Source organism: Borreliella japonica (assembly GCF_030438115.2).
Taxonomy (GTDB): domain Bacteria; phylum Spirochaetota; class Spirochaetia; order Borreliales; family Borreliaceae; genus Borreliella; species Borreliella japonica.
Genome location: NZ_CP124062.1, coordinates 374,882 through 389,297 on the forward strand (window position 1 = coordinate 374,882; position 14,416 = coordinate 389,297).

Annotated in this window: 12 protein-coding genes; 5 read left to right on the forward strand and 7 right to left on the reverse strand. The window is 28.1% G+C overall.

The window, feature by feature from the left end:
• The first annotated feature begins 19 nt into the window (after positions 1-19).
• Together QIA21_RS02390 and mgsA are read left to right on the forward strand one after the other, a co-directional pair.
• Entirely contained in the window at positions 20-2,032 is a 2,013-nt protein-coding gene (locus QIA21_RS02390) for an EAL domain-containing protein (protein ID WP_301392998.1), read from the forward strand.
• A gap of 78 nt (positions 2,033-2,110) precedes the next feature.
• Positions 2,111-2,494 (forward strand): methylglyoxal synthase, encoded by a 384-nt coding sequence (gene mgsA / locus QIA21_RS02395; protein WP_091972410.1) that lies wholly within the window; start codon positions 2,111-2,113, stop codon positions 2,492-2,494.
• Positions 2,495-2,536: 42 nt separating this feature from the next.
• Here mgsA and p22 read toward each other — a convergent pair whose 3' ends face one another.
• Entirely contained in the window at positions 2,537-3,124 is a 588-nt protein-coding gene (p22, locus tag QIA21_RS02400) for a lipoprotein P22 (RefSeq protein ID WP_301392999.1), read from the reverse strand.
• Between the two features lie 122 nt (positions 3,125-3,246).
• Between p22 and QIA21_RS02405 the strand changes: the two genes are divergently transcribed.
• A complete protein-coding gene (locus QIA21_RS02405; RefSeq protein WP_301393000.1) occupies positions 3,247-4,623 on the forward strand; it encodes an aminopeptidase in 1,377 nt (458 codons plus the stop codon).
• 11 nt (positions 4,624-4,634) lie between these two features.
• Entirely contained in the window at positions 4,635-4,913 is a 279-nt protein-coding gene (locus QIA21_RS02410; RefSeq protein ID WP_091972404.1) for a PTS sugar transporter subunit IIB, read from the forward strand.
• A 21-nt stretch (positions 4,914-4,934) separates the two neighbouring features.
• Here QIA21_RS02410 and QIA21_RS02415 read toward each other — a convergent pair whose 3' ends face one another.
• From QIA21_RS02415 to QIA21_RS02440, 6 genes are read right to left on the reverse strand one after another with little or no spacing between them, the layout of a single operon-like run.
• Complete coding sequence (locus QIA21_RS02415) at positions 4,935-5,993, reverse strand: NAD(P)H-dependent glycerol-3-phosphate dehydrogenase (protein ID WP_301393001.1); 1,059 nt, start codon at positions 5,991-5,993, stop codon at positions 4,935-4,937.
• Positions 5,994-6,010: 17 nt separating this feature from the next.
• Positions 6,011-8,305, reverse strand: coding sequence for an AAA family ATPase (locus tag QIA21_RS02420; RefSeq protein WP_301393002.1), 2,295 nt, complete (start codon positions 8,303-8,305; stop codon positions 6,011-6,013).
• Between the two features lie 10 nt (positions 8,306-8,315).
• The gene (gene tyrS / locus QIA21_RS02425; RefSeq protein WP_301393003.1) at positions 8,316-9,533 is read right to left on the reverse strand and encodes a tyrosine--tRNA ligase; all 1,218 of its coding nucleotides are present in this window, start codon (positions 9,531-9,533) and stop codon (positions 8,316-8,318) included.
• The gene (locus QIA21_RS02430) at positions 9,530-10,867 is read right to left on the reverse strand and encodes a glycine--tRNA ligase (protein WP_301393004.1); all 1,338 of its coding nucleotides are present in this window, start codon (positions 10,865-10,867) and stop codon (positions 9,530-9,532) included. The genes tyrS and QIA21_RS02430 overlap by 4 nt, the downstream gene beginning before the upstream one ends.
• Positions 10,868-10,884: 17 nt before the next feature.
• Complete coding sequence (gltX, locus tag QIA21_RS02435) at positions 10,885-12,357, reverse strand: glutamate--tRNA ligase (RefSeq protein ID WP_301393005.1); 1,473 nt, start codon at positions 12,355-12,357, stop codon at positions 10,885-10,887.
• 12 nt (positions 12,358-12,369) lie between these two features.
• Positions 12,370-13,137, reverse strand: a complete 768-nt coding sequence (locus QIA21_RS02440) for a hypothetical protein (protein ID WP_301393006.1) — start codon at positions 13,135-13,137, stop codon at positions 12,370-12,372.
• A gap of 125 nt (positions 13,138-13,262) precedes the next feature.
• On the opposite strand from QIA21_RS02440, the gene pdeB reads away from it, so the two are divergent.
• Entirely contained in the window at positions 13,263-14,399 is a 1,137-nt protein-coding gene (gene pdeB, locus QIA21_RS02445; RefSeq protein ID WP_301393007.1) for a cyclic di-GMP phosphodiesterase PdeB, read from the forward strand.
• Positions 14,400-14,416 lie beyond the last annotated feature (17 nt).

The window sequence follows — 14,416 nt, forward strand, 5'->3', positions numbered from 1 at the left end:
ATAAGAGCAAACCAATAAAATGAAAGAGGCTAATAATTATCAAAATATAAATTCTGTTGTAATCTCTGAAAACGAAATCAATCTTAGAGATCTTGTAAAACTTAAATCTATTTTTAACTTAATTCAAATCGTAAAATCTGAAAAAGCTTTATACAGTGAATATGTAAAACAAAATAATATTAAATTCGCTATTATTTATAATTATGAAAAACCAATAGATTTTTCAATAAACATTGCGAATGAATTAAAAAACACAAACAAAATACATTCTATTATAATTAGCAATGAAAAATTCGATAAGGAATATTTAAAACTTAATCACATAGAAATAATAAAAGATATAAGCGAATTAGAATATAAGCAAAGCTTAATACATCAAAAAAAACTATTTTGTGACAATAAAAATACAACTCTGGATTTCTTCTTAAATTTATCAGAACTTATTAAAGAAATAGTAATCATCACAAACACCAAAAATGAAATTATTTATATCAATGAAAAAGGTAGTAAAAATCTTAATCTTCCAATAAAAACTTCTGGGAATACAATAAAAGTAACTGATATAGATATTCGAGATTGGGAAAAGTTGAAAAAAATAGATTTAAGCTGTCATACAAATTCTATTTCTGAATTTAAAAATATATTAATAACAAACTGTATTTTAACTTTAAAAAATAATAAAAAAATATACGTAGATGTATTTATTAGCACAATCGATCAAAACAATATTGATAAATTAATAACAATCAAAGAAATACCAAACCTTAATGAAACAGAAAACTATAAATATCTAGAAATTATTGATTCACAAGACGAGATTCAAAATGTCAAAGAAATTGAAAAATTGCTAGTAAACAATATGGATATTAACAAAAAAAAAAGAATATACTTACTTAATTTAGACCTATCCCTAACAACAGAATATGAATACAAAGGAGATAGAGAAAAGCTTAATATAAAAATACTTAAAATAATGTATTCAAAAATAATGTCATTATACTCTGAATATATTTTTAAGCTAAAAAACAATAATTTAATAGTAATTATATGCACAAGTGGCGGTGAAAAACAAATAATCTCAATTGCCAAAAAAATCAAAAAAACAATTATGTTGGCATTTCAAAAAGAAGATATTATTATATTCGAATTCAATATCGGAATAATAGAAGTAAATTTAAAAGAAAATTTAGAATTCAAAATCCCCAAATTAATGATGGCTACAAAAATATCATCAGAATACAAAGAATCTAATCCTATTATATACAAAGAAGAACTACCAGAAGCGGTGATTTTAAAAAATCAAAACAAAATCTTTCAATATATACTCAAAGCAATAAAAAACGATTTTTTTACTCTTTATTATCAAAAAATAAATCCTCTTAAAAAGAACTTAAAACCTAAAATAGAAATCTTGACAAGACTTTTTGACCACATGGGCAAACCAATTCCAAACGATCAAATTTTTAGCTTAATAGACAAATATAATTTAACTGTTGAAGTTGATAAATTGGTGGTTAAAAAGGCCTTAAGAGAATATAAAAGCTTTGTATCAAAAAATGGGATTCACGTTTTCTCAATTAACATATCTCCTTATTCACTAAAATCACAAAACTTTCGAATCTTTTTAAAAGACACTTTGTTGAAAAGTCAAATTCCACTTCAAAATATATGCTTAGAAATAACAGAAACTGGAATTCTTGAAAATTTTGAAATAATAAATAAATATTTTCAAGAATTAAAAAGTTTTGGAATCAAACTGGCACTTGATGATTTTGGAAGCGGACATACATCACTCTCATATATTAAAACACTACCAATAGACTTGCTTAAAATAGATGGCTCTTTCATAAAGGCCATAAACTCTAGTGAAATAGATTTTGTAATAATAAAATCCATTAAAAAAATAGCAGATACAAAAAATATAAAAATTATTGCCGAATTTGTATATAATGAAGAAATATTAAAAAAAATAAATGAGCTAGAAATAGACTATGGACAGGGATTTTTATGGCATAAACCAGAACCAATATAAATTCTAAAAACACAATAATGATTTAATTTATTAAATTTCAACAAAAGTTATTTTACATTGAAAAAAGGAATAAAGTTAATGGGAAAAAAAATAGCATTAATTGCACATGATAAAAAAAAGGATGATTTAGTAAATTTTGTCAAACAAAACCATCTCTTCTTATCCAAATTCAAGCTTATTGCAACAGGAACAACAGGGTACAGAATCCAACAAGCTACTGATCTTGCGATTATTAAATATAAATCGGGCCCCATGGGAGGAGATCAGCAAATTGGAGCTGAAATAGCTGAAGGAAATGTCTTGGCTATATTCTTCTTTAGAGATCCCCTAACAAACCAACCTCACGAACCAGATGTGTCGGCTCTCATTAGGCTTTGCGATGTACATAATATACCGCTTGCAACTAACATAAAAACAGCAGAAATTTTAATAAAAGGACTTGAAATCTCGATTTCAAAATAGGCTTTAATTTAAAATTAAAGCCTAAAAAATCAAAAATATAAATTAATTCATTGTCATAGGTGAAATTTTTTCAACACCGTCGATAATATAATTAATAGATTCAAGGAAAGTTTTAGCATCTGAATTATTCTCATCAACTGTAACTTCCAATTTTGAATTTTTAATATCAAGATCTTTAAAAGTGCCAATAAGATCACTTTGCGCACCATGCAAATTACTATTTATAATCTTTTTAAAATCCGAAGTAATTCCAACAAAAATAAACGCTTCTTTTCCAGAGATATTAATTGGGGCCTCTCCTGCGTAAATATTGTCATAAAGATAAACTATCAACTTTGCACCCTCTTTTGAAGGTATTGTTTCAAAGTATCCATCTTTTTCAGAAAAATATAAAACCTTTATATTTTTCCCCAATTCTTTTCGATCATTTTTTGAATGAACTACTCCCATAGCATGAAAAATATGACCAATAGTATGCTCATCTATTTGAGAAGCATCATCGAGTTTAGAAGAGTTATCCACTTCTTGCTCCTCAACATATTCATTTGAACTGTCTTTTGAGGTACACGCAATTATTAAAAAAAATAAAAACCCTACTAAATAGTTTTTCAAAAAACCATTTTTATACATAAAATTCTCCCTTATAATTTATTTATAATATTAAAATTAAAGGTAAGTTTACAATAAATAATTTATTTTGTACACACTTTAAAAACAATTAAAATGCTAAAATGAAATAGGAGGACTTATTAATGAAAAAACAAAATCCATGGATTTCTTTAAGCAAAGAAGAAAAAAATCAAATTTTCAATTTTTCTGAAAGTTATAAAAAATTTATAAGTAAATTTAAAACAGAAAGAGAAGTTACATCCTATGCCTTAGATAGAGCAAAAAAAAGGGGATTCCTTAACGCTGAAGAAAAACAAAATTTAATGCCTGGCGATAAAATTTTTTACACCTGCAGAGAAAAATCTGTTGCTTTTGCTATTATTGGCAAAAATCCTATTGAAAATGGAATGAATTTAATTGTTTCTCATACAGATTCACCAAGACTTGACGCAAAACCTTCACCAATCTCTGAAGAAAACGAACTTACATTTCTTAAAACCAACTATTACGGGGGAATAAAAAAGTACCAATGGTTATCCACACCCCTTTCAATAAGGGGTGTGATATTCTTAAAAAATGGAGAAAAAGTTGAAATCAATATTGGTGACAATGAAAACGATCCTGTATTCGTAATTCCCGACATTTTGCCTCATCTTGACAGAAAAATACAAAGGAATAAAAAATCAGACGAAATTGTTGAAGGAGAAAATCTAAAAATTTTAATTGGAAGCCTGCCAATTGAAACAAAAGAAAAAGATAAAGTTAAACTAGCAACTCTGCAATTAATAAAAGAACAATACAAAATAGAAGAAGAAGATTTCGTATCATCAGAAATTGAAATAGTGCCTGCAGGAACAGCAAAAGACATTGGATTTGACAAAGCGTTAATTGGTGCTTACGGACAAGATGACAAAATCTGCGCTTACACCTCGCTAGAATCCATATTTGATCTTGAAGAGATTCCAAACAAAACAGCTATTTGCTTTCTTGTAGATAAAGAAGAAATTGGCTCAACAGGTTCAACTGGACTAGACTCAAGATATCTTGAATATTTTGTTTCTGACATAATCTTTAAAATTAAAAAATCGGAATACAACAATCTTCAAGTCCAAAAAGCTTTATGGAATTCAAAAAGTATTTCTGCTGATGTTTGTGCAGCAATAAACCCACTATTTAACTCAGTTCATGACGAACAAAATGCTCCCAAACTTGGCTATGGTATACCCATAATGAAATACACAGGACATGGTGGAAAAAGTATGGCCAGCGATGCTGATGCCGAGCTTGTTTCTTATATTAGGCAATTATTAAATAAAAATAATATAGCCTGGCAAGTAGCAACACTTGGAAAGGTAGAAGAAGGAGGGGGGGGGACTGTTGCCAAATTCTTAGCTAGCTATGGAATAAGAACAATAGACATGGGACCTGCTGTTATAAGCATGCATTCTCCAATGGAGATAACTTCTAAATTTGACTTATACAATGCTTACTTAGCATACAAAGCTTTCTACAAGGAATAAAATTATTAACTATGGCAGACTCAGAAAAAACAAATAAAATCAAAGTAGCAGAGCATATTGTAGAATGCTTTGGGGGAATCAAAAATATTAAAAACATACACAAGGACATAACAAGAATAAAAATTTTAGTAGACAGCAATTCTTTAGTCAAAAGAGATGATTTAACAAAAAATGACAACATAATAGGAACTATTAAATCTAATGAGCTTACAGAAATTGTAATGAATTTTGAAATAATAGAAGATGTTTATAATAAAATTTTATATATGATGAATGAGCAAAAACAATAAAGCCTCTTTAGAGGCTTTATTTTACTGTATAATATCTCTCATGTGTTCAATAACAAATTTAGACTCCAATTCTTTATTCAAAATTCTATATATAACACTTAACAAACTATTGGGATTAATATCTCGATTTAATCCTTTTAAAAGAGAAAAAATTGATTTAGTAGCCAAAACTCCCTCTGGTAAATACCCAATTTTTTCAATATTACTTATTAAATCATCTATGCTAAAAAAGCTTTCTAAAATGTTTTTACTAACAATTTCATTACCAAATCGTCTATTTCTTCCAAACTTGCTTCTACAAGTAACATCTAAATCGCCAGAACCAGACAAAAATAAAAAAGTTTCAATATTTCTTCCCCCAAGCTCTATTGCAATATCTTTCATATTATTTAAAGATATTGAAAATAAAAATGATTCTGTATTACTACCTATCAAATTGGGATAATTTAATTTATACGCATCTAAAATTCCAAATGCAATTGCAAACACATTTTTTAAAGCTGCTGCTATTTGCACCCCAAAAACATCATTGCTATAAAACAAAGAAATTGAAGTCTTACTAAATAAATTAATAAATAAATATGCATTTTCTCTGTTATTGCTAGCTGCAACAAGTCCTGTTATTACACCAAGCCCAACTTCCTCAGCATGACTTGGCCCAACAATATAAGTAATTTCATCTTTATATCCTTTAATAATTTTTTCAGCGGTTTCAATAACTGTATTAGTTTTCCCATTAAAAGCAATAAACCCTTTTGTAAGTATTGCTAATTTCGGCTTTATCTTTAAAGAATGGAAAAATTGATCCAACTTTTTAAAAATATCAACAGTAAAAAGAGAAGGCGTTGCAATGAAAATGTAATCAGACATCGTTGCAACTTCAAACAAATCTGAACTTGCAACTAAATTTTTTGGCAATTTAATTCCCTTTAAATATTTGGTATTAACATTATTATTATTAATACTATTCTTAACATCTTCTTCAAAAGACCACAAAAAAATATTAAAATCAAATTTATCTGCCAAAGACTTTGCAATAGCCGTTCCCCAAGCGCCTGCTCCTATTACTGATATTTTCATAAATACTCCCTATAACCTTATAAAAACTCATATTTTATTGTTTCATCTAAATAGATTTTTATTTTACCAGAATTTTCAATTTTCTTAAAAAGAATTTCATCTATTAAAAGCTTTCCCACTTCTTTGAATATGAACTTTTTAACACTTTTTAATCCATAACCCTTTCCATAAATCTTTTCCCGAATATAATCAACAACACTTTTTTCAAAAAAAACATCAAATTTTCTATCTCTTAATATCCTTGCAAAACGATTAAGCTCATTAAAAATGATTTTTTCAAAACCTAACTCATCAATAGATTGAAACACAAAAACATAATCTATTAACTCTAAAAATTTATTAGGAAATCTCTTCTTCAATGTAAGATCAAAATGATTTTCTCCTGCCATTTTATTTTTAAAGCCAATACCATTAAGCTCATTACTCTCAGCATTGATACTTATTATTATTAAACTTTCTGATAAGCTTACCTTTTTTCCAAGACCATCAAAAAGTTTGCCCGTTTTAAACCCCTCCAAAAAAAAATTTAAAACCCTTTTATTACATTTATCAAAATCTGATAAGAAAATAATAGAATTAGAAGATTTGTTCAAAAATTTGAAAAATCTAGTAGATTCATAATACCCTTCATTACTTAAAACAGGACCAATCAATCTATCAAGAGAATTAAAATCGCTATACTCGCTCATATTAAGACTAAATTTCGGAATTTTAAACTCTTCTGATAAAATATCTGTCAATTTGCATTTTCCTGCTCCAGAAGCACCAATAAAGACAAATACACCAATAGTACTTCTGTTGGCAAGCATATTAAATTTTAATAGTTTGATATTTAATATCAAATCAAATACCAAACCATCTTGTATAATAAGTTCTTTTTTTATTCTATTTTCTAAATTAATTAGTAATTCACTATTATACTCTTCAAAATTAAAAATATTAGAGCCAACAACAGACTTAATAAAATCACAAACATCATCTTTTGTTATTATCCTTTTTATGTTTTCAAGCTTAAACTTAGAGCCTAGTTCATCCAAAATATCAAAAGCTTTATCTGGAAGAAATCTATCTTTAATATATTTTTGAGACATAACAATGCAAGTTTTTATTGCCTCATCTGTATATTCCACATTATGATATCTCTCATAATCTTCTTTAATCTCCTGCAAAATATCATAGGTGTCGTCAAAATTAGGTTCTTTAAGCTCTATGCTCTGAAACCTTCTCATTAAAGCCTTATCTTTTAAAAAAAATTTTCTATATTCATATTCTGTAGTAGCTCCAATAAATTTGATTTTTCCCAAAGTAAGAATAGGTTTTAATAAATTAGAAATATCCATACTGCCAAATGAAGTGGCTCCTGCACCTACTATCATATGAATCTCATCGATAAAAAGCATAACTTTTTTTCTTGTATTTAAAAAATCCAAAACTCTGTTAATTCTACTCTCAAGATCTCCTCTATATTTAGTACCCGAAATAAGCCTACCAATATCGAGAGAATAGATTTCATACCCCATTAAATCCCTTGGAACATTCTCTGTTTTTATTTTATATGCAAGACCTTGAATTAATACTGTTTTTCCAACACCAGGTTCTCCAAATAAAATAGGGTTACTTTTATGCTTCCTAAGTATTATTTGGATCAACCTAGATAATTCTTGCTTCCTACCAATTAAAGGCTTGTGCTTCAAATCCAAAGCATCAATAACATTTGTTAAAAAATTACTAATGGAGTCTTTATTTTCTAAAAAAACATTATTTTGATCCAACTTATCACGATTATCATCAAAAATGTGAAAGCCTCCTTTATTTTTTGGCGCATTATTGTGAATATATTCTGAAATTAATTCACTATCATGACCTGAATCAGATCTAGTATTTAAAGCCAAATGATCATGAACTTCGATAAGTTTGTCAAAAATAGTCAAATTAAACCCTGAGTTAAGTAAAGTATCTAAAATGCTATTTTTTCTTTTTTTGACAAGTACCCACAATAAATCTTTTTCTTGTATTTTATAAGGTTTTTTATAAAAAAAAAGAGTACTGATTATATCGTCATACAAATAATCCATACTAGAAACATAATCTGGAATATAATTGTCTCTTAGGGGGAGCTTGCTAAAAAATTCTACCAGCTGTTTGTTAAGTTTATAAGAGTCAATTGTACACAAATTAAGTAGTTCTTTAACTTTGTCGTTTTTAATCAAGCCGTAAAAAATATGCTCTTCTGTAAAAACAAGATGCTTAGACTCCATGAAAAACAAAAACGTGTTAAAAAACAAACAATTTAAAGTTCTTCTGTCATACATTCAAAATCAACTATAAAACAATTCGTAAAAAATTTTTTTTACCTACCCTTAATTCAATTTCATTGTCATTAAAATCCTCTCTAGCAAGACAATGATTCTGATTTTTCACCCTTTTACCATTGATATAAACTCCTCCAGAATTAATTAACCTTCTGCCTTCTGACTTACTAGGCACAATTTTTGAATCTAGCATTAAATTAACCAACAATACCTTTTCTTCTAAACTAGAAAAGCTAAATTTAAAAAATGGAATATTACTTCTATCGCCACTTCCCCTAAATGCAGCAAAGGATGCCTCTTGAACTTTCAAAGCTTCCGCTTCTCCATGAACAATTTTAGTTATCTCAAAAGCTAAAATCTCTTTAGCTTTATTTAAAGAATTTCCCTTAAAATTTGAAATTAATTCAATCTCATCTTCTTCTAAAAAGGTAAAAAGATATAAAAAAGTTTTCACATCAGAATCTGAAGTATTTCTAAAATACTGATAAAAATCATAAATACTGTAAAGACTAGAATCAAGATAAACAGCGCCTTTTTCTGATTTGCCCATCTTTTTCCCATCACTTCTTGTAATTAATGGAAATGTAAGCCCAAAAGCTTCTACCCCAATTTTTCTTCTAATCAAATCAACACCCGAGACAATATTCCCCCATTGATCATCGCCGCCAATTTGAAGTCGACAATTTTTAATTTTATTAAGCATGTAATAATCATAAGACTGCAAAAGTTGATAATTAAACTCAATAAATGAAAGTCCAAAATCTAGCCTTCTTTTATAAGTTTCAAAGCTCAACATGCGATTGACAGAAAAATGGATACCAATATCTCTTAAAAATTCAATATAATTGAGATTATCTAACCAATCTGAATTATGAATAAAACATCTTGAACTAAACTTCGTTATTCTTTGAAGTTGATTTTTTATTGACAAAGCATTATTGCTAATCTCTTCTGAATATAAAATCTTTCTCATTTCGCTTCTCCCAGAAGGATCGCCTATTCTTGTTGTAGAATCTCCAATCAAAACAATTGGCATGTGACCATGTTGTTTAAGATGCATCATTGCTAAAAAAGGAATCAAATGACCAATATGAAGAGAACTAGATGTTGCATCAACTCCTGCATAAAAAACTATTTTTTCACTATCCATTAAATCGCTTAAAACTTTTAAAGATGTACACTGTTTTAAAAATCCTCGCCTATGTAAAAGATTTAAAGCAAGATTCATTTATTAAAATCCTCTTTGTAATTCAAAATCTCTGTTTTAATGTATGAATATAAATCATTAATAAGAATTCTCTTCTGAGTCATATTGTTTCTTTCCCTAATAGTCACTGTTTCGTCCTCGATAGTGTCGTAATCTACTGTTACACAATAAGGAGTCCCTATTTCGTCTTGACGTCTATACCTTTTGCCTATTGTTCCACTATCATCGTAAAATATATGAAAATCATCACAAAGTTCTACATAAATCCTTCTAGCAACCTCAACAAGCTCAACTTTTTTAACAAGAGGAAATATAGCAACCTTGTAAGGAGCCAGCTTGGGATGCAATCTCAAAACAATGCGCTTGTCTCCTTCTGAAAGATCTTCCTCAGAATAAGCATCACAAAGAACCATTAAAACAGACCTTGTAAGCCCCGCAGAAGTTTCAATAACATAAGGCACATATCTCTCTTTTGTCAACAAATCATGATACTCAAATATTTTAGACTTGTTAGAAAATTTAGAATGTTGAGTTAAATCATAATTACCTCTATTATGAATACCTTCTACTTCCTGAAATCCAAATGGAAATTCGTACTCAATATCAAATGCAGATTTTGCATAATGAGCAAGTTGTGTTGAATCATGAGCTTTAAACCTTAATTTATCAGGCCTAATTTTAAGAGTTTCTTTAAAAAAATTCATTCTATTTTGCTGCCAATAACAAAACCATTCATCTATTTGATTAGGATGAACAAAAAACTGCATTTCCATTTGCTCAAATTCACAAGTTCTAAATATAAAATTTTTAGTAACTATCTCATTTCTGAACGCTTTACCTACCTGAGCAATTCCAAAAGGAATCTTAAGCCTTGAAGAATCTAAAACATTTCTAAAATTAACAAAAATTCCTTGTGCTGTCTCAGGTCTTAAATAAATCTCACTAGAACTGTCCTCCGCTACTCCAATATGGGTCTTAAACATTAAATTAAAACTTCTCGGAGAAGTAAAATTATTGCCGACTTTGCAATTTGGACAATTTTTTGATAAATCAATAAAATCAGCTCTAAATCTACTCTTGCAATCTTTGCAATCAACCATATAATCTGAAAAACCATCAATATGCCCAGATGCACTCCAAACTTCAGGTCTCATAAAAATAGCACTGTCTAAACCCACAATATTTTCATGCAAGTACACCATGCTCTTCCACCACTCTCTTTTTATATTTTTTTTAAGCTCAACTCCCAAAGGACCATAATCCCAAGCTCCAGAAAGGCCTCCATAAACCTCTGAAGACTGAAATACAAACCCTTTTCTTTTTGCAAGAGAAATAATATCTTCCATTCTAACCATAAAAATATCCTTAATAGCTATTCATTTATTCTTAAAAATTCCTGTGCCAATTTTATTCTTTCAAAAACTTTAGACTCGCCTATCAATTTTAAAGAATCGAAAAGTGGCGGAGAGACTTTGCTGCCAAGCACTGCAATTCTAATAGGAAGAAGAATTTCACCCAATTTAAAACCATTGTTTTCAGCAAAATCGTAAAAAATTTTATCATTTTCCTCTGACGACCTTTTTTCAAATCCTTCTAAAATAGGCTTTATTAATTCTAAAATAGAACAAACCTCTTTGGCTGTTTTTTTCCTACTTAAAAACTCATCTAAATTCCAAGATTTAATGTCCTCATAAAAAAATTTGGTCATATTCAAAGCATCACTTAGCTTTTTAATCCTACTCTTTATAAGAGGAACTAATAATTTTAATTTTTGACTCTCTTCTACAGTAATAAGCTTAGAAACATACCCTTTTTTTTGAAAAAAGGGAAGTAAAAGATTAAATAAATCTTCATCTTTTTTTTCTCTAATATAGTAGCTATTGAAAAAATCTAGCTTATGGTAATCAAAAATAGCAGAAGATTTATTGATCTTCTCAATTGAAAAAAATTGCTCAAGGTCATTTTTTGAAAAAAATTCTCTCTTATCATCGTAAGACCAACCAAGCAAAGTAACATAATTAATAATAGCTTCTGGAAGATATCCATCTTCGATAAACTGCCTTAAAGCTGTCGATCCATGTCTTTTGCTTAATTTTTGACCATCATTTCCCATAACCATTGGAAGATGACAATAAATGGGTGGCTTCCATTTAAAAGCTTTATAAAGAAGTATGTGAAATGGACCTGAAGAAACCCACTCTTGAGATCTTAATACATGAGTAATTTTCATTAAATAATCATCAACAACATTAGCAAGATGATAAGTCGGCAGTCCATCTGACTTGAGGATTACAGGATCAGGACTAATGTCTTTATTCGACCATGTAATCTTTCCAAGCAAAATATCATCAAAACTAGTGTCTCCTTCTAAAGGGATTTTAAATCTGACAACAGGTTTGATTTTTTTAATTAGCGCATTCTTAACTTCCTCATCGCTTAAATTTCTACAATGTCTATCATATCCAGGCGGCATCTTATTAATATTTTGAATTTTCTTAATCCTTTCCAATCTTTCAGGACTACAATAACAATAATAAGCATGCCCAGATTCAATCAAATATTTAGCATATCGCTTATATATTTCACTTCTTTGGGACTGCACATAAGGCGCATAATCACCTCCTACAATAGGACCTTCATCAAAAGAAATACCAAGCCATTTAAGACTTGAATAAAGATCATCTTCAGCTTCTGGAAAATATCTGTTCTGATCTGTATCCTCAATTCTAAGTAAAAACTTACCACCACAAGACTTTGCAAAAAAATAATTAAACAAAGCTGTCCTAATCCCACCAATATGTTGCAAACCCGTTGGAGAAGGTGCATAACGAACTCTTATACTCAAAACACAACTCCTTCAATAAAAAACATCTTTTTTAGAAAAATCATAAATATAATAAAAAACAACAAAAAATAAATTTGAACTAAGTAGCCTTGTATGCTTAGAATCTATCTTATTTTTAAATTTACAATATCGATTTCTAATCTCAATTTTCTTACTTTCAATCAAATCAAAAGATATTTTCGATTTTCGCAATAAATAATAGAAATAAATAGTAAAAATATCATTTTTTAAAAAAAACTTATCTAAAAAATTTACTAACTCTTCTAGCTTTAAATGTTCTTCAAATGACAACATGCTAAGAGCCTCGCAATATTTCACCCACTTGTGTTTACTGTACTTGTAATTTAAAATCAAACTAGAAGCTTTTTCTTTCTCCCTAAAACTAATAAGAACAGAATAAAGCTCTATTATTGTCTTATGTCTTAATTTATTGTCTTTTAAATAAAAATAAAGCTCATCAAGGCTTTTTTTATCTTGTTTTATTAAAATAAACCTAAGAAGAATAGATATTTCAAAAACGTTTTTAAGCTTTTTACGAACCATTTTAAGCTTTAAAAAGGTAAATGTATCTTCCATCCCATTTAAAATAAAATACAATCTTGAAAAAAAATATTGAGAATAAATAACATTAAAAACAATCACTAATAAAAAATAAATTACAATAAATTGGTAATTAAACAAAATAAAGCTTAATTCCATTTGAAATCTTAAAATTGTCAGAAAATAAACAAACAATCCAAGAAATGTAATGTTAAAGCCTAAACGTATTTTTTCTACCATAAAAATCTCTTCAAAAAAAGCTCAATTCAAAAATTGAGATATAATAAATACATTATACTAATAGATAGACAATTAATAAATAATATGATATACATGGTTAATGTAGCTTAATTTCAAGGTAATAAATGCAAAATTTTGAAAGCATCATCAAAAATATAAAAAATTCATCATATTTAATAGACAAGGAATTCTTAGTTTGGCCTGAAAATGCATTTATTGGGGACAAAAACATTGAGCTTATTGAAAAATGGAAATTAAAATCATACATTAAAAAAAGAGAAAATTTTTTCAGCGATGATTCTGTTAAAAAAGAATACGAAGAAATACACAAAAAATTCAACGAAGAAGCTATTTCCAGTTATCATGTAATAATAAGCAATTTAGAAGAAATTTATGAAAATTGCAAAAGAAATAAAAAAATATATTACCAAGATATTATGCCTACTGTAAAAAAAGTAATAGAATTTTATAAAAAACAGAAAAAAATTTTTATCAAATATTTTAGAATTCCTAAGCTTTCTGCAAACTATCACATTATTCATTCGGTAAATACGGCCATCCTAACAGTAGCACTTGGTAATGAAATGGGTATAAATAACTACAAAACAGTAGAACTTTGCAGTATTGCTCTTTTACATAAAATCGGATTTTTATTTATCCCTACAAAAATCAGCGAAAAAAAAGAAGCATTGACTGGCGAAGAACTAGAAATAATAAAAAAATATCCTATAATCAGTTATAAAGTAGCCTCAACAAGCAATTTGTCACGATCAATATGTCTAACACTTTTAACACATAAAGAAAATCTAGACGGAACAGGTTATCCTAAAGGTCTAACAAGTGAAAATATCAGCATAGAATCAAATATAATAGGAGCTGCTAGCGCCTATTCTGCTATCATTTTAGATAAAGCATACAAAAAATCTTTTAATTCTGGAGCATCTATTATTGAATTAATTAAAGATGCTGACAAAAAATTTGACAAAAGAGTCTTAAAGTTAATAATTAATACAATATCTTCTTGTCCTTTAGACTTTATTGTAGAGCTTAATGACAATTCTATAGCTAAAATAGTAGATATAGATAATTCTAAACCAAATTTCCCATACGTAAATTACATAATAAAAAATGGAAAAGTTGTGGACAAAAATGAGCCTAGCGTTCAGTCTATACCAAACACAAACACAGGAATAAAAAAAATACTCAATCAAAATGAAATAGAACTAATTAAAAATAAACATTCTTTAACAGATAGTATATAAGACGCTCAAAAGGAGAA